Here is a 23,998-nt window from a genome sequence, read left to right on the forward strand (position 1 = left end):
GGGGAATACCGACGCCGGGTCAACTCGCCCAGATTTCACCGGCCCTGAGGGGTAAGTCCCGGCCGTTCTCGTTAACGATCAAGAGGAACGGCTTGGAATCGGAGGCTCGGGTCTATTAACGTTCGATAACGCAGCGCGGTCGTCCCAGCCGTCACAGAAGGCGGCTCCGTGCGCACGCGCCGAATCCCGCAAGGGAACCGGGGAACCACCACATTGGGGTGAATCGGGCGTATGCCGCCGTGGAATCACGGTCGGCGCACACCCGTAGGAGACCTTCCTGCTCCGAACCCGTCAGCTAACCCGGTAGGCGAAAGGAAGGAAAGGAGTACGCCCACGTGGCGTCCAACCGGCCTGCCCCCGAGGCCCCGTTCGTGCCCAGCGGGCACGGCACCGACACGTTCGGCTACGACGCCCACCGCGCCGAAGAGGGCCCCTGGGAGGAGTGGAATCCCACCGAGGAGTCCATCCGCCCCGTGCGCGGCCGGCACCGCGTCGCCAAGCAGCGCGGCGGACTCGCCCGCAGCTCCACCGTCCTCGGCGTCGGTGTCATAGCCGCCGTCGGCGCGGGCGGCATGGCCAGCGCGCAGACCGGCAAGCCGCCGGTGTCCATCTCCATGCCCGACCTGCCGAACGTCGGCTCGCTCATGCCCGGCGGCGACGAGGAGCCGGAGCCCGAGGGTTCCGCCACCCCGCTCAGCGGCATCGGCGTCACCGCCGCCGCGGACACCGGCGAGGGCACCTCCGCCGCCGGCGCCGGTGAGTCGCTGCGGGCCCGGATCATGGCGCAGGCCGAGCAGCAGCAGGCCCAGGTCGAGTCCAAGGCCGCCGCCGAGGCGCAGGCAGCGGCCGAGAAGAAGGCCCAGGAGGCCGCCGCCGAGGCGGAGAAGAAGGCCGAGGCCAAGGCCGCCGCCGCCAAGAAGAAGGCGGAGGAGGAGGCCGCGAAGAAGGCCGAGGCCGAGCGGCTCGCGAAGCTGGCCAAGCAGTACACGCTGCCGACCTCCTCGTACACGATCTCCTCGACCTTCAACCAGGCCGGCTCCCTGTGGGCCTCGGGCCACCACACCGGCCTCGACTTCGCCGCCCCCACGGGCACCCTGCTCAAGGCGGTCCACAGCGGCACGATCACGTCGGCCGGCTGGGACGGCTCGTACGGCTACAAGACCGTGCTCACCCTCGACGACGGCACCGAACTCTGGTACGCGCACCAGTCGTCCATCAACGTCAGCGTCGGCCAGAAGGTCGCCACCGGCGACGTCATCGGCCGCGTCGGCGCCACCGGCAACGTCACCGGCGCCCACCTGCACCTCGAGGTGCACACGGCCGACGGCTCGGGCATCGACCCGATGGCCTGGCTGCTGGGCAAGGGCCTCACTCCCTGACCCGCTCCGCTGACCCACCCGCACCACCGGCCCCCGGCGGTCCTGACGGAATCCCCCCGACGTCAGGGCTGCCGGTTCGCGGTGGTTTTGCGGGGTTTTTGCGGGCCTCGCGGAATGACCTGCTCCGGTACGGTCGTTGACTCCCTACATGACTTCTCTGCGCAAGCTCGGCTCCTCCGACCTCGAGGTCTTCCCGCTGGCCCTCGGCGGCAACGTCTTCGGCTGGACCGCCGACCAGGACCGGTCCTTCGCCGTCCTGGACGCCTACACGGCGGCCGGCGGCAACTTCGTCGACACCGCCGACTCCTACTCCGCCGGGGTCGACGGCAACAGCGGCGGCGAGTCCGAGACCGTCCTCGGCAAGTGGCTCGCGGCCCGCGGCAACCGTGACGACGTCGTCCTCGCCACCAAGGTCAGCCAGCACCCCGAGTACCCGGGCCTGTCCGCCGCGAACATCAAGGCGGCGGCCGACGCCTCGCTGCGCCGTCTGGGCACCGACCGCATCGACCTCTACTACACCCACTTCGACAAGCCCGAGGTGCCGGTCGAAGAGATCATCGGCGCCCTCGACGGCCTGGTGAAGGCGGGCAAGGTGCGGCACATCGCCGCCTCCAACATCTCCGCCGAGCGGCTCGCGGAGTCCCTGGAGTTTTCCGACCGCGAGGGCCTCGCCCGGTACGTCGCCCTCCAGCCGCACTACAACCTCGTCTCCCGCGACACCTACGAGGGCGAGCTGAGCGACCTCGCCGAGCGGGCCGGTCTCGCCGCCGTGCCGTACTACGCCCTCGCGTCCGGGTTCCTCACCGGCAAGTACCGGCCCGGCACGGCCGTGGACAGCCCGCGGGCCGGCGGTGCGGCGAAGCACCTGGAGAGCGAGCGCGGGCGCCGGGTGCTGGCCGCCCTGGACGAGGTCGCCGAGGCCCACGACGCCCCCGTGGCCACGGTCGCCCTGGCCTGGCTGGCCGCCCGGCCGACGGTGGCGGCGCCGATCGCGTCAGCCCGCACGGTGGAGCAGCTGCCGGCACTGCTGGGCGTGGCCGGGCTGAAGCTGACGGACGACGAGATCGGGAAGCTCACCCGGGCCTCCGCCTGAGCAGCGGTGCGCGTCGCGGCTCTAGGGCCGGTTGGGATCCGGCGGCGCGTACGGGGCGTATGAGGCGTAGGGCGCGTACGGCGCGTAGGGCGCGTACGGGGGGTGCGGCGCGGGGGAGCCGTACGGTCCTGGCGGGGCGGGCGCCGGCGCGGGTCCGTACGCGCCGGCCGCTCCGCCGTACGGGTACGCCCACGGGGGCACCGGCCGCGGCACGGGCGCCGGCGGTGCCGTGGCCCGGGCCGCGTACTCCAGCGCCGGACGGGCCACGTCCCGCAGGTGCCACAGGGCGTCCAGCAGGTGCCGCTCCCGGACGGTGAAGTCGGCGCCCGCACGGCCCCGGCGCCCGCGCTGCCGCAGGAAAGCCACCGAGGTCGCGTACACCTCGTACCGCGCCACCGCCCGCGCCCCTTCCCTCCCGGCGTGCCGGCGGGCGTACCGCCGGGCGATGCGGCGGGCCCGCATCGAGCCGAGCGCGTACGGCTCGGCGGGGGCCAGCCACCCGGCGGCGACGTACGCGGGGAGTTCGGCGCGCACGGTGCCCAGCTCGCGCTGCCGGGTCCAGATCACCAGCCAGGTCAGCAGGCCGAAGGACGGCACCATGAACGCCGCGTACACGGCGAAGAAACCGAACTCGCCGAACGCGGCCGAGCCGTTCCACAGGGCGTGCACACCCATCGCGAGCAGCAGCCCGGCCACGGGCAGCAGAGCCCGGCGCAGGCGGTGCCGGCCCGCCGAGAGCGCCGCGATGCCGAAGCCGATGCCGGTGAGCACGGTGAACAGCGGGTGCGCGAACGGCGACAGGACGACGCGCACGAAGAAGGTCGCCGCGGTGACCGAGGCGATGCCGCGGTCGCCGGTCAGCTGGTCGGTGCCGAAAGCGGTGCCCAGGTAGAGGATGTTCTCGGTGAAGGCGAAGCCGGTGGCGGTGACCCCGGCGACGACCACGCCGTCGACGATGCCGGTGAAGTCCCGTCTGCGGAAGAGGAAGACCAGCAGGACGGCGGCGGCCTTGGCGGACTCCTCGACGACCGGGGCTATGACGGTGGCGCCCAGGGTGTCCGCGCCGACCGGGTCGGCGGTCGCGGTCGCTATCCAGCGCGTCGCGAAACTGTTGGCGACGATCGCTATCAGCGCCGCCGCGCAGGCCCCCCAGGCGAAACAGAACAGCAGGTTCCGCCAGGGGCCGGGATCGACCCGGTCCAGCCAGCGGAACGCGGCTATGAGCAGTGGCACGGGCAGCACGGCGAGGCCGAGTCCCACCAGGAACCCCTGGGTGCCGGTCTGCTCGCGCACCAGGGCGAGGATCACCAGACCGGAGATCGCCAGCAGGGTGCTCAGTGCCCCGTAACGCACCCAGGCGCGCTGCCACCAGTGCGGACGCGGCGGACTCGTCGGATACGCGGGACAGGTGGCCACGGCATGGACCCTAACCGGTGGGGGGCTGCTCCCGGTGCCGGTCGCGGTGCTGCACGCGGCGGAAGAGCAGGTCGTTCACCACATGTCCCTTCTCCAGTCCCTGGCCCTCGAAACGGGTCAGCGGCCGGTGACCGGGACGTGGCGCGAAACCGCCACCGGGCACGGTGTTCTCGAAGTCGGGGTGCGCGGTGAGCACGTCGAGCATCTGCTCGGCGTACGGCTCCCAGTCGGTGGCGCAGTGCACGACGGCCCCCGGTGCGAGCCGGGTCGCGGCCAGCGTCAGGAACTCGGGCTGGATCAGCCGGCGCTTGTGGTGGCGCTTCTTCGGCCAGGGGTCGGGGAAGTAGACGCGCAGCCCGGCGAGGGAGCCGGGGGTGAGCATCTCGCGCAGGAGGATGATCGCGTCGCCATTGCCCACCCGGATGTTGGACAGCCCGTTCCGGTCCGCGAGACCGAGCAGGTTGCCCTGGCCCGGTGTGTGGACGTCGACGGCGAGGACGTTGGTGTCCGGGTCGGCGGCGGCCATCTCCGCCGTGGCCTCGCCCATGCCGAAGCCGACCTCCAGGACGACCGGGCGGGCGTTGCCGAACAGCTCGGCGAGGTCGATGACCCGCTGTCCGTCGATGTCCAGCCCCCACTGGGACCACAGCCGCTGCAGCGCGTCCGCCTGCCCGGCGGTCACCCGGCTCCGCCGCGGCTGGAAGCTGCGGATCCGCCGCTCGAAGTGCGACCCGGCGGGGTCGGCCTTCGGCCCGTCGGGGAAACGGGGCTCGCCCTTGGCGCGGACGTGCCGCAGGGACGCTCCGGACGTCACCGAGGAGGACGCGGGGGGCGTGGAGGACGCCGGGGAGGCGGAGGGGGCGGAGGACCCGGCGGGGGGCCGGGGTGCGGCTTCGGGGGTGTGGTGGGAGTCAGACACAATGCCTCGATTTTAGTCCGCGCCGGCGGTTGCCCGGTCCGGCCGCGCTCGGCGGCGTCCCCCCCGGAGGCGCGGATCGCTACTCGGCACCCAGCATCGCCAGCGCCCTGCGCCCCACCTCCCGGCCGATGGGCAGGGACGCGGTCGCCGCGGGCGACGGCGCGTTCAGCACGTGCACCGCGTGGGCGCCCTCCTTGATCAGGAAGTCGTCCACCAGCGTGCCGTCCGCCAGCACGGCCTGCGCGCGCACGCCCGCCGGCGCCGCGACCAGGTCGTCCTCGGTCACCGCGGGGAGCAGCCGGCGGACCGCCGCGGTGAAGGCGCGGGTGGACAGCGACCGGCGCAGCTCGCCCGCCCCGTACCTCCAGTGCCGCCGGGCTATCCGCCACGAACCCGGCCAGGCCAGGGTCGCGCCCAGCTCCCTCGGGCGCACCACGCCCCAGTCGTAGCCCTCGCGGGCCAGCGCCGGTACCGCGTTGGGACCGACGTGCACGCCGCCGTCGATGCCGCGGGTCAGGTGCACCCCGAGGAACGGGAACGCCGGGTCCGGCACCGGGTACACCAGCCCGCGCACCAGCTCGGGCCGCGCCAGCTCGTAGTACTCGCCCCGGAAGGGCACGATCCGCACGCCCGGGTCGTCGCCGGTCAGCCGGGCGATCTCGTCACAGTGCAGCCCGCCGCAGTTGACCATGACCCGGGCGCGGAGCACGTCACCGGCCCGGGTGCGCACGGCGACCCCGAGGCCGGGGCGCCGGTCGACGCGGTGCACCTCGGCGTCGTAGCGGATGTCCGCCCCGGAGGCGTGGGCGAGCTGCCGGGCCACGGCGCCGTAGTCGCAGATGCCGGTGGTGCCGACGTGGATGGCGGCCAGGCCCCGCACCTCGGGCTCGTACTCCTCGATCTGCGGGCCGCCCAGCTCGCGCACCGGTATGCCGTTCTCCCGGCCGCGCTGCACGAGGGCGTGCAGGCGGGGCAGCTCGGCGCGGTCGGTGGCGACGATCAGCTTGCCGGTGACGGCGTGGTCGATGCCGTACTCGGCGCAGAACTTGACCATCTCGGCGGCGCCCCGGACCGCGAATCGCGCCTTCAGCGAGCCCGGGCGGTAGTAGACACCGCTGTGGATGACGCCGCTGTTGCGGCCCGTCTGGTGGCGGGCGGGGCCCGGCTCCTTCTCCAGGACCGTGACCCGGGTGCCCGGCGCGGCACGGGTGATCGCGTACGCCGTCGACAGGCCGACGATGCCACCGCCGATCACCAGCACGTCGCAGTCGTACGCGCCGCTCCGAACGGTCCTGGTCAGCACTGGTCCACTCTCCGGTCCACTATCCCGGTCCATCTCCGGCCCACCTCCCGGCTTCGATACTGCACTGCGCCACTGACAACGCCCTCAAACCCGGGAGGAGCGGGAAGAACGGGAAGAGCGGCGGGGCGGGCGGTGCGGGCTGTGCGGGCTGTGCGGTCAGGCCGGGGTCACCAGCAGGGGGCGGGCACGCTCGCGCAGCTCCACCACGCGCGGCTCGTCGCCGTACGGCTCCAGGCGGTGCAGGAGGTCCTTCACGTACTCGGTGGTGCGGGCCGAGGAGATGCGGCCGGCCACCTCGACCGCCCGCACGCCCTGCTCGCAGGCCGCGTCCAGATTGCCCGACTCCAGCTCGGCCACCGCCGAGACGACGAGCCTGAGGCCGTGCGAGCGTACGAACTCCTCCGTCGGTTTCGACAGGGCCTGCTCGGTGAAGCGGCGGACCTGGCGTGGTGCCTTCAGGTCGCGGTAGCACTCGGCCGCGTCGGCGGCGAACCGGTCGTAGGAGTAGAAACCCAGCCACGACGGGTCGCTGTCGCCGGGCCGGGCGCGCTCCAGCCAGCTCTCGGCGGCCTTCAGGGCGGCCCCGGCCGCCACCGCGTCGCCCGCGCGCGCGTGGGCGCGGGCCTCCACCAGGCGGAAGAAGCTCATGGTGCGTGCCGTGGCCAGGCCCCGGTTGCGCTCCAGGGCGGCCTGGGCGAGGTCCACGCCCTCGTCGCCGAAGCCGCGGTAGGTGGCCTGCAGGGACATCGAGGCGAGGACGTAGCCGCCGAGCGGCACGTCGGCCGCCGCGCGCGCCAGGCGCAGGGCCTGGATGTAGTACCGCTGGGCGGCCTCCTGCTGGCCGGTGTCGAAGGCCATCCAGCCGGCCAGGCGGGTCAGCTCGGCCGAGGCGCCGAACAGGGCGCGGCCGACCTCGTCGGAGTAGGAGCCGAGCAGCAGCGGCGCCGCCTCGACGCGTAAGCACTCCGGGACCATCGAGGAACGCCAGTCGCCGCCGCCGTACTTGGAGTCCCAGCGGCGGGCGTCCTCGGCGGCCTCGCGCAGCTTCTGCACATCACTGTGGCCGACTTTGAGCGGTGCGCCGGAGTCCTCGGCCGGGCCGGCCTCGCGCGCCACCGAGCTGTCGGCCGGGGTTATCAGCCACCGCGAGGCGGGTGTCGCGTAGGCGCTGACCGCGAACGACCCGGCGAGCGACTGCCAGATGCCGCCGCCGGTCCGGCGGCCGGCGAGGTCGAGGCGGTACAGCTCGGTGGCGGACCTGACCGCCTGGCCGACGTCCCTCGGGAAGGCGAGGCCCACCTCGGGCGCGGGGTCGGCGTCCGCCAGGCCGATCTCGTGCAGCGGCACCGGGCGGCCGAGCTTCTGCCCGATGGCGGCGGCGATGAGGTGCGGCGCGGCACCCTGCGGCACCATGCCCTTCGACACCCAGCGTGCCACCGACGTCTTGTCGTAGCGCAGCGTCAACCCGCGCTGCGCGCCCAGGTCGTTGACGCGCCGGGCCAGTCCTGCGTTGCTGATTCCCGCGAGGGCGAGAACGGCGCCGAGCTTCTCGTTCGGCCCGCGTTGCTCCCTGGACATGCGCCACCCCTCGACACAGACGGCTGCCGCGCTGGCATAACCACGCGGCATTCGTAAACCCAGCGTAGTTCGCCGCATCCCATGCGTTAAGAGGCATTCTTCCGGATGGCGGGATTGTGGTCCGTACTCAAGTGCGGTGTATGTACGGTCTGTTGTCGCGTGCTCCCGATGTGTGGCCGTGCGCCCGTGCGTGCGCTCTTCTCCGGCCACGGCGGGAGCGTTTCCATGGTCGGTGCGTGGGTCGGCCCGCTGTACTGGATCCAGCGGGCTGGGGGACACCGCCGCCTACATCCCCGCGGGCGGCGGACCGGTCCGGGGGGCGAGTGCCGTCCCCCGGACCGTACGCCGCCGGCCTCGCGCCGGCCTCGCGCCGGGTGGTGTACGAATGTGTACGGAGCGTGTTCGAGTGCGATCGCGTGACGTTGAATTGGCTGAAAATCGCCGCCGGTGATTTCTGGGTGCCACTGCCCTCACCACGGGTGTTGAGGGCGCGTTGGGGCGCCAAAGGGCGCGTTGAGGGGGCGCATTCGCGTCGTCTTCGTGTCGTCTTCGGGTGGTCTTCGCGTCGTCTCAAGGTCGTCTTCGGGTGGTCTCCGGGGTGCCGTCGGGGCGGGCGCGTGGCCGGTTCGTGGCCGGTTCGCGGCGTGCTCCTGGTGGGTTCTTGGCGGGTTCGCGGTCCCTCCGGGGTGGCTCCCGGGTGGTTCGGTGGTGGCTCGGTGGCGTCCGCGTCGGTCGGTGTCCGGCGGGCCGTGGAGGAGGAGTTGACGTTCTCGCGCTCGTCCGCGGCCGGCGGAGTCGAGGGCGCACTCGGGGAGCACACGCGGCTCCGCCGACGCTCTGTGGCGCGCCCTTCATGGCAGCATGGGGAACCAGTTCGTACCGTGCACTGGTTGTCCCCAGCCTGTGGAGGCGTCGATGCGGTGGTTGGTGGGGTGGAGCAGCGCCGCCGTGGGAGCAGCCGGGATCGCCGGGGCGGAGGGCTCCGCGGGGGCCACCGGCTACGACGGCGAGACCGTGCAGCCCGTGGGCGCCCAGCCGTTGTGGGGCGACCCCGACCCCCTGTGGGCGGTCGGAGACTGGCGCCCCGACGAGGTGCGCGTCGTCACCGCGGACCCCCAGACCCGCATCGCCGTCCTCGGTATCTGCGGCGCGAGCGACGAGCAGCTGCGCGTCGCCCTGTTCGCCGCGCGCGGGGGCGCACTGCGGCACCTGACGGCGTGGCCCGGCAGTTACACGGCCGTCGTCCAGGTGGGGCGGCGGATCACCGTCTGCGGCGACCTCGCGGGCGCGCGGCCGGTCTTCCACACCCCGTGGGCGGGCGGCACCGCGTACGCGACCGCCGCGCTGCCGCTGGCCGACCTCGTCGAGGCCAACCTCGACTTCGGCCACCTCGCCGCGCTGCTCGCCACGCCCGACGTGCCGGCCGCGCTGGACGACTCCACCCCGTACGACGGCGTGAAGCGTGTTCCGCCGGGGCACGCGCTGATCCTGCGCGCCGGGGCACGCGAGATCGCCGGGTACGAACCGGTGGCCTCGCTCGCCGTCGCGGCGCCCGCGGCCGACCCCGACCGTGCGGTGGACGGTGTGCGGGACGCCCTGGTCGAGGCGGTGCGCACGCGGCTCGCCGCGCCCCGGCACGTCCCCGGGGACGGCATCGACCCCGGCCCCGTGCCGGGCATGGGGCCCGCGGAACGGCGGGCGGCGCGCGGGATGCCGGTGCCGGGGATCGGGGCCGACCTGTCCGGCGGGCCGGCCTCGGGCACGCTGGCGCTGCTGGCGGCCGGGCTGCCGGGGATGCCGGGGACCGTGCTGGGGCACGGCACCGGGGCGGGGGAGCGGCTGCTGGCCGTCACCTTCAACGACCTCGCCGTCGGCGGGCAGGAACCCGAGCTGGCGCGGGCGGGCGCGCTGGCGGCCAACCCCCGGCTCCACCACGTGGTGGTCACCGGCGGCGAGAACATGCTGCCGTTCGCCGCGCTCGACGGGCCGCTGACCGACGAACCGGGCTCCTTCCTGGTCGCCGCCGCACGGCACCGGGCGCGGCTGGCCGCGGGCAGCGCGGACCACTTCACCGGGTACGGGGCGCGGCAGGTCCTCGACGCCCATCCGGCGCGCCTGGCCGACCTGCTCATGGACCGCAAACGGCGCCACCTCGTCCGGCCGGTGGCCGCGCTCGCCAAGGCCGACGGGTCCGTGCTGGTCCCCGCGCGCGTGTACGCGGCGGCGCGAAGACTGGCGCGCACGCCGTACCGGAGCGGGCTCGAGGTGCTCGCCGAGCGGTTGCTGCGCAGACGCTTCGACCCGCCGGGCGACGGGGCGATGGACGCCTCCCTGGCCGCGCTGACCTGGGCCGGGGCCGGGCCTGCGGCGCGGTGGCTGACCGGAGAGGCGCTGGCCGAAGTATCGGTTCGCCTTCAGACGTCCTCGCAGCGGTCGGGGGTGGGGCCGGGGCAGCGGCCGGGGGACTTCCGGGCGCGGGCGGCGCTGACCCGGCAGGCCGCGGAGGTGCGGGTGCTGGAGCAGGCCGCCGAGATCCGCTTCCAGCGGTTGCACACGCCGTTCCTCGACAACCAGGTCGTCCGTGCCTGCCGGGCCCTGCCGGAGGCGCTGCGGGTGCGGCCGGGGGCGCGGGCGGCGATCCTGCGGACGGTGCTGGAGGGGGCGGGGGTGAGCGAACTGCCGAGCGGGTGGGGGGCGCCCACCCAGGCGCTGGCGGCCTCCGCGGCGCGGACGGGGTTGCGGGCCTCCGCCGACTCCCTGCTGGGGCTCTTCGACCGGCCGCTGCTCGCGGAGGCGGGGCTCGTGGAGGCGCGGGTGGTGCGCAAGGCGGTGCGCGCGGCGGCGGCGGGGGAGCCGTTGCCGCTGGACGGGCTGGCCGACCTCGTCTCACTGGAGCTGTGGCTCGGCCGCCTCCTCGCCCGCCGCGGCACCTGCTGGACCGGCACCCCGGCCCGCCAACGCGCGGTACCCGCGGGCATCGCACCGCAGCGGGGGGCGCTGGGCGGCGCGGGAGCGGTCGTACGCCGGGCCTGACAGCGGGCGGGGTGCCTGCGGCGGTTGGGTGGGGTTCGGTTCCTGCGATGCCTGCGGCGCCTGTGCGGGTTCGGTTGTGGTGGGTGTGATGCCTGCGGCGCCTGTGCGGGTTCGGTGGGGGTGCCTGTAGCGCCTTGGGTCCGGTGGGTAGTGCGGGGCCGGGGTGGGGGGTGTCCGTCCTCGGAACGGCGCGGAATCGGTCGGCCACAGAAGCGGGCCGCGTTGACGCGCCAACCGCTGCGGGCGGACACCCCCCACCCCGTCCCCTCCCCGCCGTACGCGGCTGCGGGCCGCCATCCCCCGGCGGCCCCGTTCCCGCCGTACGCGGGTGCCGGTCGCCATCGCCGCGCCGCGGCGGGTGGTCGCCGCCCCGCCGCCCCCAGCTGCGGGCAGTCGTGCCGCTGGGGCGGCACGGGTGGGCGCAGCGGCACCCCGGCAGCGCCGGGCCACGCGTCTCCTCGCCCCCGCACCCACCCCGGCCCACTGGGAAACGCCGGACCACGAGGTCCCACCCGTCCCGGGCCACCGGCCGACGCCGGACCACCTCATCCCCCGGCACCCACCACGCCGATCCCCCCCGGCCCACCGCCAGGTGCCCGCACACAGACCCCTCCGCGACAATGACCCCGTGCGGTACAGAATCCTGGGCGTCACCCAGACGGAGGACCACGGCACCGTCGCGAGCCCCGGCGGCCCCCGCCTGCGCGCGCTGCTCACCGCCCTCGCCCTGCGTCCCGGCGAGGTCGTCACCCCCGCCACCCTGATCGACGAGGTCTGGGCGGAGGACGACGCGCCCCAGGACGCCCCCGCCGCCCTCCAGGCCCTGGTCGGCCGCCTCCGCCGTACCGTCGGCAAGGAGGCCGTCGCCTCGGCGCCCGGCGGCTACCGGCTCGCGGCGACCCGCGACGACGTCGACCTGTTCGTCTTCGAACGCCTCGTACGGCAAGGCACCACCGCCCTCGCCCACGGCGACGCCGCCACCGCCGCCCGGTGCCTGGACGAGGCACTCGCCCTCTGGCGCGGCCCCGCCCTGGCCGACCTCCCCGGCCACGCCACCGGCCCCGAAGCGCTGCACCTGGAGGCGACCCGCACCCGCATCGAGGCCGGACTGCGCCTCGGCGACGCCCACGACGCCGTACCGCGACTGCGCGAGCTGCTCACCGCGCACCCGTACGACGAACCGCTGCACGCCCTGCTCATCACCGCCCTGCGCGCCACCGGCCGCGACGCCGACGCCCTGGCCGCCTACGAGACCACCCGCCGCACCCTCGCCGAAGGCCTCGGCACCGGACCCGGCCCCCGACTGCGCGCCCTGCACGCCGAGTTGCTGGACACGGAGCGGCCCTCCGTCCCGGCCCCCGAGCGGGCTCCGGCACGCGGACGCAGGGGCAACATCCGGCCGCGGCTGACCACCTTCGTGGGACGGGAACCGGAACTCGACGCCCTCCGTTCCGAACTGCGCGAGGCCCGCCTCGTCACCCTCACCGGACCGGGCGGATCAGGGAAGACCCGCCTCGCCGAGGAGGCCGCCGCCGGCATCGATCAGGCGTGGCTGGTCGAACTCGCCCCGCTCGACCGGCCCGAGGCGGTGCCCGGCGCGGTCGTCAACGCCCTCGGGCTGCGCGAGACCGTGCTGATGACCGGCGACCGGCCCGCCGTGCAGGACGACCCCGTCGCCCTCCTCGTCGAGTACTGCACCTCGCGCAGCCGGCTCCTGGTCCTCGACAACTGCGAACACGTCATCGGCGCCGCGGCCCGGCTGGCCGAGACCCTGCTGACCCGATGCCCCGGCCTCACCGTCCTCGCCACCAGCCGCGAACCCCTGGGCGTGCCCGGCGAGTCGGTGCGTCCCGTCGAGCCGCTCGCCCCCGACCAGGCGCATCGCCTCTTCACCGCCCGCGCGAGCGCCGTGCGTCCCGACGCCGAAGCCGTACTGCGCGACGAGGACGCGGTCGCCGAGATCTGCCGCCGCCTCGACGGTCTGCCCCTCGCCATCGAGCTGGCCGCGGCCCGGCTGCGCATGCTCACCCCGCGCGAGATCGCCGACCGGCTCGACGACCGCTTCCGCCTGCTCACCTCCGGCAGCCGCACCGTGCTGCCCCGCCAGCAGACGCTGCGGGCGGTCGTCGACTGGTCCTGGGACCTCCTCGACGAGGCGGAACGCACGATGCTCCGCGAGCTGTCCGTCTTCGCCGGCGGCTGGGACCTGGCGGCCGCCGAGGCCGTCGGCACCGGGTCCGCGGCGGACCTTCTCGGCGCCCTCGTCGACAAGTCCCTGGTCGTCGCCGACCCCGGCGGCGAGGGCGCCGGCATGCGCTACCGCATGCTGGAGACCATCCACGAGTACGCCGCGGAACGCGCCGCCGAGGTCCCCGGGCTGCGCGCCGCCGCCGAACGCGCCCACCGCGCCTGGGCGCGCGCCCTCGCCGAGGAGGCCGACCCGCAGATGCGCTCGGCCGGGCAACTGCCGTACATCTCCCGCCTGGAGACCGAGCACGACAACCTCCGTGCGGCCCTGGACCGCTCGCTCGGCGCCGGGGACGAGCCGGAGGCCGCCTCCCTCGCCCTCGCCATGGGCTGGTTCTGGTGGCTGCGCAACTACCGCCACGAGGGGGTCGAATGGCTGGACCGGGTCCTGCGCCTCGGCGCCGTCCTGGACGCGTGCGGCGACCGGGTGCCGGCACGGGACGTCCTCGTGCGCCGTACCTCCGCCGCCGATCCCGTCGACGCTCTCCTCGCCGTCCGGGCGGACGACCCCCCGCACCCGCTGCACTCCCTGCGCATGCGGGTACGGATGATGCACATCCTCCTCACCTTCGAGACCGGGTCGCGGGAAGGGCTGCTGGACGAGCGCATGCGGCGGTACGTACGGCGGGTACGGGACCACTTCGCGGCGGGCGGCCCCGAAGCGGCCCGGGTGCCCGGCATCATGTGGCCGCTGACCGAGTTCTTCGTCGGCGAATCGGACGACGTCCGGCCGTCCATGGACGCCTCCGTCGCCAACTGCCGCGCGTACGGGGGTGAATGGGAGATCGCCGCCAGCCTGATGTTCCGTACCCACGCGGTGGTCGACCTCTCGGGCACCCCGGCCGGCATCGACGCCGATCTGGCGGAGATGCGCAGGCTCAGCCGCCGCGTCGGCGACCGACTGGTGGAGGCCCAGGTGTGCAGCGCCTTCGGCGAGGCCGCCATGGTGCGCGGCCGCTACGAGGAGGCCAGGGCCGAGTACGAGGAGGCACTGCGGCTCGCCGAGGAGGTGGGCGCCTTCGCGGAGGCGCCGTTCCTCATCGCCCGGCTCGCCGAGATCGCCTACCGCCAGGGCGACCACGGCACGGCACTCGGCGTACTCGACGAGGCCGGCGCCGCGGCGGACCGGTACGGCGTGGTGGACTCCAAGGCCTTCGTCCTGATGCTGCGGGCCGGACTCGCGGTGGTGGAGGAGGACTTCACGCGGGCCCGCGTGCTGTGGGAGGGAGCCCGCGACGAGTGCCTGCGCGGCACACCGCCGCCGCAGTTCCTGGCCATGCTGGGGCTGGTGGAGGCCCTGGTCACGGCCGGTGAGTCGGGGCCGCGGGACGCCCTGCCGCTGCTGGCCGGCACCATCCGGGCGGCGATCGAGGAGCGGTGCGCCGACCTGGTCCTGGCGACCCTCGTCGACAGCGCGGCCGGCCTGCTGAGCGACCTCGGCGACCACGCCCGCGCGGTACGGCTGCTCGGCGCCGCCGGGCACTGGCGGGGCGACCGTCCGCGCCCCATGCCGGACCGCGCCCACGCCGAACGGGCCGAGACCGCCGCCCGCGACGCCCTCGGCGCGGAGCGGTGCGGCGCCGAGTTGGCCGGGGGCGCCGGCCTCACCCCCGGGGACGTCCTGGCCGAGGTGGAGGAGGCGGTGCGGCCGTCGGCGCCGGAGGCTCCTACGCACAGGTGAAGCGGGACCGGGCCCAGTCCGCGAGCGCCACCGTGTCGAAGGGGCGGTGCGGCTCGGTCACCAGCCGCAGCGTCTCGCGTCCCGAGATGTCCACGTGGACGGGGACCGCCGGCCCCCCGCCCCGGACCGGTCCCGAGTTCCACAGCCGGACACCGTCGGCGTACACCGAGAAGTGGACCTTGCCCAGCTTCGCCGTCAGGTCGTCGACGCCGGCCAGCGCGTCGTAGGACGAGCAGTCACGGTTGAGGTCGATGGTGACCGAGGAGCGTCCGTGGACGGTGACGCCGTGCGCGTACCGCACGCCGTCGATCGCGAGGCCCGAGCGCTGCCACACCCAACTGCTTCCGGCCAGGCGCATCTCGGGACCGGTGCCGTCGCCACTCACGTCGTACGCCAGCTCGCTCCACCGGTATTCGGCGGTCGGGGGTGGTGGGGGAGGCGCGGGGGTGGGGGGTGGTGTGGAGGGTCGTGGGGTGGGCGCGGGTGGCTTCGGGGCGGGGGGTGCGGGAGTGGGCTTTCGCGTCGGGGGCGGCTTCGGGGTGGGGCTGGGCTTCGGGGTCGGGTCCGGGGCCGCCGCGGGGGCGGGTACGGGTGGGGCGTCGGGCGGCCGCTTCGAGGGCGTGCGCGTGGGCGTTGGTGTGTCCGGGGCGGGCTGCGCCACCGGTGAGGAGACGGGCGGGGCCGCCTTCGGCGGTTCCTCGTCCGGGGAGTCGCTGCCCGCGAGCGCCAGGGCCAGGGCCGCCGCGGCCGCCACCGCGACCACACCGGCCGCGATACCGGCCTTCACCGGCGCGCCCAGCCCTTCGGAGGCGGCCGCCCCGCCCCCGGCGCCCGCCCCGCCCGAGGTACCGCCGCCTGCCGCGGCCGCGGCTCCCGCCGCACCGGCGCCCGCGCCCCCGGCGACGAGTCCCGCCACCTTCGCGTACCCGGCGGCACCGAACCAGCCGATGACCGCGACGGGCACCACGGCGGGAATGCCGCTCGCCACCTCCTCGATCTGGGTCGCGGCCAGCCGGCACCTGGCGCACTCCTCCAGGTGCTTGCGCAATCCGCGCTCGGCCCGGATGCGCAGCCTGCCGCGCGCGTACGAGCCGAGCTGGTCGGCGTAGCGGGCGCACTCCTCGTCGGTGGCGAGAGCCTCGCTGACGTGGGCCTGGAGGTAGGCCTGCTTCAGGCCCTCGCGGGCGCGACTGGCGAGGACCCGGGTGCCGTTGGCGTCAAGACCGAAGAGCACGGCCACCTCGCTCGGCGACTCGTCCTCCACCTCGGTGTGCCACAGCACGGCCTGCCACCGCTCCGGCAGCGACCGGAAGGCCCGCATGGCCATCGACTGCTCGGCCTCGTGCAGGGCGCGGACGTCGGCGCCCAACTCCAGCGTGTCGGCGTCCGGCGCCTTGGCGGTGTGCGCGGCCTGCGCGGCGAACACCGCGAAGTCCTCGACCAGCTGCTCCCGTCCGGCCGACCTGGTCCAGCCCGCGGCGACGCGCCGGACCGCGGTGAGCAGGTAGGCCCGCACGGCGTACTCGGGTCCCGAACCGCCGCGCACCGCCTGGAGCATGCGGGCGAACACCTCGGCGGTGAGGTCGTCGGCGGTGTGGGCGTCGCGGCAGCAGGTGCGCGCGTACCGGCGTACGGCGTCCGCGTGGCGCCGGTACAGCTCCTCGTAGGCCGTGTCGTCGCCCGAGCGCATTCTTTCGATCAACTCGGCGTCGGAAGACGGTAGTTCGCGCGGCGGCGGCAGGATGCCACCGGCGTACTCCTCCCGGGGCGCGGGTACGACGCCGTCCTCGTGCAGCTCACGCTGCGCCGGGACTCCGGCCCCCGCGCGGGCCCCGCCTTCCGCAGCCTCCTCCCGGCCGCCGTCCCGGGAGGGGCCCCGGCCTGCGTCGTCGGCCGGCCGGTCACCCCTCGCGGAGGAGGCGTGGCCTCCGTGACGCGCCGGTCCGCCCTGCCCCGGCACCTGCGGCGCATCACCGGTCGGGGACTCGTCGGCCCGGGGCTCGCCGGCCCGGGTGTCGGCGGCCCCGACATCACCGGTGGCCTTGTCGCGGTCACCGAATGACCCGTCCCGCCCGTCAACGCTCATCGCGGAAAGCCCCCGCCAACCTGCCCAGCCAGTCCCGACACCGGGTCAGCGTGCCACATCGGCTCCGGGCCGGGGCCTGGCTGCGCAGACCATCACTCGTCCGTGGGGACGTGCAGTGCGGCACCGCGGTGACCACGCTCAGCTGTTCGGGGAAGAGGCCACCGGTCCGCGGGCACCGGGCGGCCACGGCCCGCGGGCAATGGCCCACGGCCCCACGGGCAATGGCCCACGGCCCCACGGACAACGGGCCTATGGTCCACGGGCAACCGCCCATGGCCGACGATGTACGGGCCGCGGGTCACGAGTCACGAGTCACGGGCAACTGTGGTGCCGCAGTCCCGCTCCGGCCGACGTGCTCGTCGGTTCGTCCGCTCCGGCCGACCGGGCTCGTCGGTCCGTCCGCGCCGGGCCGTCTCAGACCGGTCGCGAGCGCAGGCCCTCCAGCAGGATGTCCAGCAGCCGGGCCGAGGCCGCCGCCTGCTGGGCCGGGTCGGGCAGCGAGGGCGCCGCCGTGGCTATCACCAGCAGGACGTCCGACACCGACACGTCCGGCCGCAGCTCACCCGCCGACCGGGCCCGGTCCACGAGCCGGCCCACGACATCCAGCAGCGCCGCGGCACCGTCGTCGCCCGCGACCGAACCCATCACGGAGTCGGTCAGCGGAGCGGCGGCGACGGCCGTCGGCGCTCCGGCCGCTGCGGTCTCCCCGGGCACCAGCCGAAGCTCGCCGGTACCCGACTGCGTCCGCTGCTGCGGCACCCGCGGGTCACCGGTCGCCGCGCCGACGGCGCCGCCGTCGTCCGGCACCTCGACCCGCAGCACCTGCGGCGGCAGCAGCCGGCCGGCGCCCGAAGCCACCGACGTCCGCAGGAAGCGGGACAGCGCCGACCACGGTTCGTCCTCCTGTCCGAGCGCCGTGCGGGCCTGGTCGGTCAGCCGGGCCGTCTCCTCCTCGGCTATCCGGCGGACCAGCACGTCCTTGCTGGGGAAGCGCCGGTACACCGTGCCGACACCGACCCGCGCGCGCCGCGCCACGTCCTCCATCGGCGCGCCGTACCCCAGCTCGCCGAACACCTCGCGCGCTGCACGCAGCACGTGCTCCAGATTGCGCTGGGCGTCCACCCGCAAGGGTGCGCTCCGTGCCGCGTCGCCGTGTGCGCCGCCCGCCGCCGTGCTCAACGTGGCGCCGGGCGCGACAGCCGACGCGGACGACCAATGAGAATCCTGAACATGCATAGACAATCCCCCGGTAATGACGTCTCCCCCCGGAGACTCTCCCCGCCATCGAAAGCCGGAGTGCGCGGAAGGGCCCGGTTGTGCGGCCCGCTCGTCGCGGACCACGAGCGCGCATCCCCCCACACTCCGTCGGAACGAACATAGTTGAGCGAGGGTCAATTCAGAAGGGGCACGTTCCGCACGGAGCGCCCCCCGATCGGAGCACCGCTCGCATACGCCCCGAATGTGCCGCTCCCGGTCTCCACGTCCACCCTCGCTGACCTGCGTGATCACCACGCGCCAGGGCGATCCGACCGGCTGCCCGTCCCAGTGATCTCCGGTCACACAATTTGCCGAGCCTGTGGACAAACGCAAGCGCCGGGTGCGTCATGGGATGGTGAAGGAACGTGCGCGCATTCTCGTTGTCGGTGGTGGCTACGTCGGGATGTACACGGCCCTGCGGCTGCAACGCAATCTCCGGGGCGAACTGCGGCGGGGCGAGGTGGAGATCACCGTCGTCACCCCCGACCCCTACATGACGTACCAGCCCTTCCTCCCCGAGGCGGCGGCCGGCTCCATCTCCCCACGGCACGTCGTCGTACCCCTGCGCCGCGTCCTCGGCCAGTGCGACGTGGTCATCGGCGAGGCGCACTCCATCGACCACACCACCCGTACCGCCACCATCACCACCCTCGCCACCGACGAGGAGAAGACGGGCGCCCGCCGGCTGACGTACGACGAGCTCGTCCTCGCGCCCGGCTCCGTCTCGCGCACCCTGCCGGTCCCCGGACTCGCCGAACACGGCGTCGGGTTCAAGACCGTCGAGGAGGCCATCGGCCTGCGCAACCACGTCCTCGAACAGATGGACATCGCCTCCTCCACCCGCGACCCCGCCGTCCGCGACGCCGCCCTCACCTTCGTCTTCGTCGGCGGCGGCTACGCGGGCGTGGAGGCCCTCGGCGAGCTGGAGGACATGGCCCGCTACGCCGCGCGGTACTACCACAACGTCACCCCCGAGGACATGAAGTGGATCCTCGTCGAGGCGTCGGGCCGCATACTCCCCGAGGTCGGCGAGGACCTGGGCCGCTACACGGTCACCGAACTGCGCCGCCGCAACATCGACGTACGCCTGGACACCCGCCTCGAGTCCTGCGCCGACCGCGTCGCCGTCCTCAGCGACGGCTCCCGCTTCCCCACCCGTACGGTCGTCTGGACGGCCGGCGTCAAACCGCACCCCGTCCTCGCCTCCACCGACCTGCCCCTCGACGACCGCGGCAGGCTCACCTGCACCGCCCACCTGTCGGTCGACGGCGCCCCGCACGCGTGGGCGGCCGGGGACGCCGCCGCCGTCCCCGACGTCACCGCGTCCGGACCCGGCCGGGAATGCGCCCCCAACGCCCAGCACGCCGTCCGGCAGGCCAAGGTCCTCGGCGACAACGTCACCCATGCCCTGCGCGGCGAGCCCCTCGACACGTACGCCCACAAGTACGCCGGTTCCGTGGCCTCGCTCGGCTTCCACAAGGGCGTGGCCCACGTCTACGGCCGCAAGCTCAAGGGCTACCCCGCGTGGTTCATGCACCGCGCCTACCACCTCAGCCGGGTGCCCACCGTCAACCGCAAGGCGCGCGTACTGGCCGAATGGGTGATCGCCGGCCTCTTCAAACGGGAGATCGTCTCGCTGGGTTCACTCGAACATCCGCGGGCCGAGTTCGAACTGGCGGCCGGTGGAAAGCCTTCCCAGGAGCCTCCGCACAACCCGAAGGGGTCGTCCTGACCGGACGCAGGAACTCCCCCGGCCGCTGGGGCGTCTGACGGATGTCGGCCGGACGGGCACCCTGCCAGACTGGTCGACCACGCGGGCGCGCCGCCGCTCGCCCCAGCGCGGCCCCCGGGGCCCGGGCCGTCCGGCCCGACCCGGTCCCCGGCCGCCGACAACTACACGAGGCAAGGATTCGTGAACTTCACGCGCTGGAGCGCCCGACTCCCCGGAACGCAGCGCCGCGCCGCGGCGCGGACCGACCCGGCGGTCTCCCCGGACCGCCGGGGAGACGGCTCCGTACCCGCGGCCCGCGCCGAGCAGCTGACCGACGAGGCACCGCCCGCCCCCGGCTTCCCCGGCGTCGACGAACTGCCCGTACGCGACGTCCTCGACCGCGTCCCGGCCCTCGTCGCCCTCGTCCACGGCCCCGACCACCGCCTCTCCTACGTCAACGACGCCTACGTCGCCGCCTTCGGCACCCGCGACCTCGGCGCCCGCGCCCGCGAGGCCCTCCCCGAGCTGGACGAACCGGGCCTCTTCCCGCTCCTCGACCAGGTCCAGCGCAGCGGCAGACCCCGCACCCTCAAGTCCCGCAAGGCCCCGGACGGCCGCTCCTACACCTTCACCTGCACCCCGGTCGCCGAGACGGGCGGCGGGGACGGGCGGGACGGCCGCGGTGTGCTCGTCTTCGCGACCGACGTCACCGACCACGCCGAGGCCGCCGGCCGCCTGCGCGCGAGCGAACGCCGTCAGCGCGAAACCGCCGTCACCCTCCAGCGCTCCCTGCTCCCGCAGGAGCTGGAGGAGCCCGACGACCTGCGCGTCGCCGCCACCTACCACCCCGGCGGCACCGAGGCCGCGGTCGGCGGCGACTGGTACGACGTGATCACCCTCGGCGGCGGCCGCACCGCCCTGGTCATCGGCGACGTCATGGGCCGGGGCGTCCGCGCGGCGGCCGTCATGGGCCAGCTCCGTACGGCCGTCAGGGCGTACGCCCGCCTCGACCTGCCCCCGCACGAGGTGCTCCAGCTCCTCGACGGTCTCGCCGCCGAGATCGACGCCAACCAGATCGCCACCTGCGTCTACGCCATCCACGACCCCAACGAGGGCCGCCTCGTCTACGCGTCCGCCGGCCACCTGCCCCTCCTCGTCCGCGACGAGAACGGCACGGTGCAGCGCGCGGACGAACCCACCGGCCCTCCGCTCGGCACCGGCGGATGGATGCACGCCTCCGGCTCGATCGCCCTGCCCCCCGGCTCCACGGCCGTCCTCTACACCGACGGCCTGGTGGAACGCCGCGACGAGGACCTCGACGAGGGCATCGCCGCCCTGGAACGCGCCTTGTCCGGCGCCACCGGCACGCCCCAGGTGGTCTGCGACCGCCTGATCCGCTCGGCGGGCGTCACCCCGGAGCACGACGACGACGTCGCCGTCCTGGTCCTCCAGCACCCCGCCCGCAAGGGCGCCGAGGCCGAGCTGTTCCGCAACGCCGCCCTGGAGCTGCTCGGTGGCGTGGAAGCGGCTCCCCGCGCGCGTGCCTTCGCCTCCGGCGTCCTCACCAGCTGGCGCTTCCCCGCCGACCTGCACGACCTGGGCGTTCTGGCCGCCAGTGAGCTGGTCGCCAACTCCCTCCAGCACGGCACGCCCCCGATGCGGCTGCGGCTGCGCCGTACCGACCGCCGACTGATCATCGAGGTGACCGACGGCGACGACCACCTGCCCAGACGGCGCCGTGCGGAGCCCGGAGACGAGTCCGGCCGCGGCATCGCCATCGTCGCGACGATCGCCTCCAGCTGGGGGTCCCGGCGTACCCCGGGCGGCGGCAAGGCGGTCTGGTGCGAGTTCGCGCTGCACAAGGAGTGAGCCCGGGCGGGCGCAAGGGCCCCGCCCACGCCCCGGCCCGCCTCACGCCTCCGCGGCCACCACCGCGTCGGCCGGCGCCCCGCCCTGCGTGACCACCCGGCTCCTGGCCAGCGACGGCTGGTTCTGTACGTCGGTGAGCTGCCGCCCCAGCCGCACCGCCAGCACCGTGATGCCCAGCGAGAACAACAGGAACGCCACGATGTACGGGCCGTGCAGCGAGGCCCCCAGCGGCCCGCCCACCGCCGGACCGATCGCCAGCGCGAGCTGCTTCACCAGGGCGAAGGCGGAGTTGTACTGCCCGGCGAGCCCGGTCGGCGCCAGGTCCGCCACCAGCGGCGCCAGCGTCGGCGACAGCATCGCCTCACCCAGCCCGAACAGCGCGTACGTCGAGATGAACGCGGCGGTCGCCATCGCCTGGCTGCCGTGTCCGAGCCCGGCGTACCCGGCCACGGCCCACGCCACGGCCCAGATCAGCCCCACGGACGCGATGACCCGCGACCGCTTGCGCCGCTCCACGAACTTCAGCACCGCGAACTGCGCGACCACGATCATCAGTGTGTTCGCCGCCAGCGCGGTCCCCAGCGCGGACGTGGAGATCCCCGCCGCCTCGACGCCGTACGCGCTCAGCCCCGACTCGAACTGGCCGTAGCAGGCGAAGAACAGCACGAAGCCCAGGACGCACAGCTGCACCATCGCCCGGTTCCCGAGCAGCTGCTTCCAGCTCCCGCCGCCGGTCTGCCCCGGCGCCGCCTCGATCCGCGGCGCGTGCGGCGACCGCACCGTCGCCATGACGGCGGTCAGCACCAGGAACATCGCCGCCTCGATGGCGAAGAGCAGCGTGAAGGAGGAGGCGCTCGTGGTGTCGACCAGGTGACCGCCGATGAGCCCGCCGACGCCGAGCCCCAGGTTCTGCAGGAAGAACTGCATGGCGAACGCCCGGGACCGGGTCTCCGTGGTGGAGCAGTCCACGATCATCGTCGCCAGCGCCGGCTGCATCACGGCCTGCCCCGCTCCGAGCGCGGCGGCGGAGGCCAGCACCGTGCCCGCCGAGGCGGACAGTCCGAGACTCATCGCACCGAGGGCGGCGGTGACGAGGGCGACCAGGAGCACGGGCAGCGGGCCGCGCCGGACGATGGCCCGCCCGGCGAACGGCAGCACGATCAACGCGGCGACGGCGAAGACGGCGAGCACGAGGCCCGCCGTGACGGATCCGAGTCCCCGTACCTGCGCCACATAGACGTACAGGTAGGGGACGGTGAAGCCGAGTCCGAACGCGCTGAGTGCGTTGCCCACGTGAATCCGGCGCATCGCCGCGCCCATTGCCCTGGTCACGTTCACCCTCTCTTGATCTCTGGGGATCGATCGCCTCAGCCGTTAGAGCTGAAGACTTAGAAGCTAAAGTTCGAAGCTAAAGAGTACACAGCGAAGGACTTCAAGGCAAAGGAGCCGCGTGCCATACTGCGGCCATGGGCGACACCTCCGGCGCCGGCGAGCCGACACTCGAAGAACAGATCGCCGCCTACCAGCGCGAGTTCCAGGACCTCGACCCCCAGGTCGAGAAGATCGTCTCGGCGCTCTCCCGCCTCAACCGCCGCATGAACGTCGCGTACGGCCGCCAGACCGCCGAGCTGGGCATCAGCACCACGGACTGGGAGGTGCTCAAGGCCCTCGTACTGTCCGGCGCCCCCTACCGCCTCGGCCCCGGTGAACTCGCCAAGCGCCTCGGCCTCACGCCGGCCGCGATGACCCACCGCATCGACCGCCTGGTCGCGGAGGGCCTGGTCACCCGCGAGCGGGACGAGACCAACCGGGTCCGCGTCATCGTCGCGATCACCGCGGAAGGGCGCGAGAAGTGGCTGGAGGCGATGCGCCTCGCCACGGTCTTCGAGGAGGACCTGCTCCAGGACCTCTCCGCCGACGACCGCAGCGCGCTCGGCGAGGTGCTCACCCGCCTGCTGCGCAGGGTCGAGCACGCGCAGCCGGACGCCGGTGGCCGACTCACCGACCTCGATTAAAGATCTTGACAGCTGTGCTTGACAGCCTCCTGAGGGATCCGTAAGGTTCTTCGGGTTGCCACGGGACCGTAACGGTTCTGCGGGAGCACCTCCCGCCGCAGCAGCGGCACTCACACCACCAGCACGACTCCCCATGGGAATGACTTCGGCACGCCCGAATTCAATTCCACTGGGCACTCGTCGCCCCGATCGGACTCGATTGGGAATCGCCGAGAAGGTCCGCTAAGGTTTGAGACGTCGGAACGGCCCAACAGCCGGGACGACAACCCCCTCTGACGGGGAATCAGAGCCCGGAAGGATCTGATAGAGTCGGAAACGCCGGAAAGGGAAACGCGAAAGCGAGAACCTGGAAAGCACCGAGGAAATCGGATCGGAAAGATCTGATAGAGTCGGAAACGCAAGACCGAAGGG

General features: G+C 74.2%; 14 protein-coding genes and 1 riboswitch. Of the genes, 7 read left to right on the forward strand and 7 right to left on the reverse strand.

The features are described 5' to 3' along the window. The first annotated feature begins 167 nt into the window (after window positions 1–167). Window positions 168–324: riboswitch (cyclic di-AMP (ydaO/yuaA leader) on the forward strand. Between the two features lie 11 nt (window positions 325–335). Both ACIBCJ_RS35480 and ACIBCJ_RS35485 read left to right on the forward strand, forming a co-directional pair. Then, window positions 336–1,379 carry a M23 family metallopeptidase gene (locus ACIBCJ_RS35480; protein ID WP_362106904.1) on the forward strand — a complete coding sequence of 348 codons (1,044 nt, stop codon included), beginning with the start codon at window positions 336–338 and terminating at the stop codon, window positions 1,377–1,379. Window positions 1,380–1,527: 148 nt separating this feature from the next. Next, window positions 1,528–2,472, forward strand: a complete 945-nt coding sequence (locus ACIBCJ_RS35485; RefSeq protein WP_365979631.1) for an aldo/keto reductase — start codon at window positions 1,528–1,530, stop codon at window positions 2,470–2,472. Window positions 2,473–2,493: 21 nt separating this feature from the next. Here the strand turns inward: ACIBCJ_RS35485 and ACIBCJ_RS35490 are convergent, their stop codons facing one another. The 4 genes from ACIBCJ_RS35490 to ACIBCJ_RS35505 form a co-directional block, all read right to left on the reverse strand. Continuing rightward, on the reverse strand, window positions 2,494–3,888 hold the full coding sequence (locus ACIBCJ_RS35490; protein ID WP_365979632.1) for a PrsW family intramembrane metalloprotease: 1,395 nt from the start codon (window positions 3,886–3,888) through the stop codon (window positions 2,494–2,496). A 10-nt stretch (window positions 3,889–3,898) separates the two neighbouring features. Then, entirely contained in the window at window positions 3,899–4,807 is a 909-nt protein-coding gene (gene trmB / locus ACIBCJ_RS35495) for a tRNA (guanosine(46)-N7)-methyltransferase TrmB (protein ID WP_399284351.1), read from the reverse strand. A gap of 79 nt (window positions 4,808–4,886) precedes the next feature. After that, entirely contained in the window at window positions 4,887–6,110 is a 1,224-nt protein-coding gene (gene lhgO / locus ACIBCJ_RS35500; RefSeq protein WP_399284354.1) for an L-2-hydroxyglutarate oxidase, read from the reverse strand. A gap of 156 nt (window positions 6,111–6,266) precedes the next feature. Continuing rightward, a complete protein-coding gene (locus ACIBCJ_RS35505) occupies window positions 6,267–7,688 on the reverse strand; it encodes an MFS transporter (protein WP_362106895.1) in 1,422 nt (473 codons plus the stop codon). Window positions 7,689–8,603: 915 nt separating this feature from the next. Between ACIBCJ_RS35505 and ACIBCJ_RS35510 the strand changes: the two genes are divergently transcribed. Both ACIBCJ_RS35510 and ACIBCJ_RS35515 read left to right on the forward strand, forming a co-directional pair. After that, window positions 8,604–10,721, forward strand: coding sequence for an asparagine synthase-related protein (locus tag ACIBCJ_RS35510; protein ID WP_362509811.1), 2,118 nt, complete (start codon window positions 8,604–8,606; stop codon window positions 10,719–10,721). Window positions 10,722–11,349: 628 nt separating this feature from the next. Continuing rightward, a complete protein-coding gene (locus ACIBCJ_RS35515) occupies window positions 11,350–14,649 on the forward strand; it encodes a BTAD domain-containing putative transcriptional regulator (protein ID WP_365981560.1) in 3,300 nt (1,099 codons plus the stop codon). Here ACIBCJ_RS35515 and ACIBCJ_RS35520 read toward each other — a convergent pair. Further along, window positions 14,636–16,735 (reverse strand): sigma-70 family RNA polymerase sigma factor, encoded by a 2,100-nt coding sequence (locus tag ACIBCJ_RS35520; protein ID WP_365981559.1) that lies wholly within the window; start codon window positions 16,733–16,735, stop codon window positions 14,636–14,638. The two genes, ACIBCJ_RS35515 and ACIBCJ_RS35520, sit on opposite strands and share 14 nt — an antisense overlap. Window positions 16,736–17,149: 414 nt before the next feature. Then, window positions 17,150–17,971: a helix-turn-helix domain-containing protein gene (locus tag ACIBCJ_RS35525; protein ID WP_362107952.1), complete on the reverse strand. Its 822-nt coding sequence runs from the start codon at window positions 17,969–17,971 to the stop codon at window positions 17,150–17,152. A 373-nt stretch (window positions 17,972–18,344) separates the two neighbouring features. Between ACIBCJ_RS35525 and ACIBCJ_RS35530 the strand changes: the two genes are divergently transcribed. Together ACIBCJ_RS35530 and ACIBCJ_RS35535 are read left to right on the forward strand one after the other, a co-directional pair. Beyond that, window positions 18,345–19,724: an NAD(P)/FAD-dependent oxidoreductase gene (locus tag ACIBCJ_RS35530; RefSeq protein ID WP_362107955.1), complete on the forward strand. Its 1,380-nt coding sequence runs from the start codon at window positions 18,345–18,347 to the stop codon at window positions 19,722–19,724. 180 nt (window positions 19,725–19,904) lie between these two features. Then, complete coding sequence (locus ACIBCJ_RS35535) at window positions 19,905–21,572, forward strand: SpoIIE family protein phosphatase (RefSeq protein WP_362107958.1); 1,668 nt, start codon at window positions 19,905–19,907, stop codon at window positions 21,570–21,572. Window positions 21,573–21,614: 42 nt separating this feature from the next. Here the strand turns inward: ACIBCJ_RS35535 and ACIBCJ_RS35540 are convergent, their stop codons facing one another. Further along, the gene (locus tag ACIBCJ_RS35540) at window positions 21,615–22,892 is read right to left on the reverse strand and encodes an MFS transporter (protein WP_365981561.1); all 1,278 of its coding nucleotides are present in this window, start codon (window positions 22,890–22,892) and stop codon (window positions 21,615–21,617) included. A 146-nt stretch (window positions 22,893–23,038) separates the two neighbouring features. Between ACIBCJ_RS35540 and ACIBCJ_RS35545 the strand changes: the two genes are divergently transcribed. Beyond that, the gene (locus tag ACIBCJ_RS35545) at window positions 23,039–23,587 is read left to right on the forward strand and encodes a MarR family transcriptional regulator (protein WP_362107961.1); all 549 of its coding nucleotides are present in this window, start codon (window positions 23,039–23,041) and stop codon (window positions 23,585–23,587) included. The last annotated feature ends 411 nt before the right edge of the window (window positions 23,588–23,998 follow it).

The sequence above is a fragment of the Streptomyces sp. NPDC051136 genome (assembly GCF_044455745.1).
In the GTDB taxonomy this organism is placed as follows: domain Bacteria; phylum Actinomycetota; class Actinomycetes; order Streptomycetales; family Streptomycetaceae; genus Streptomyces.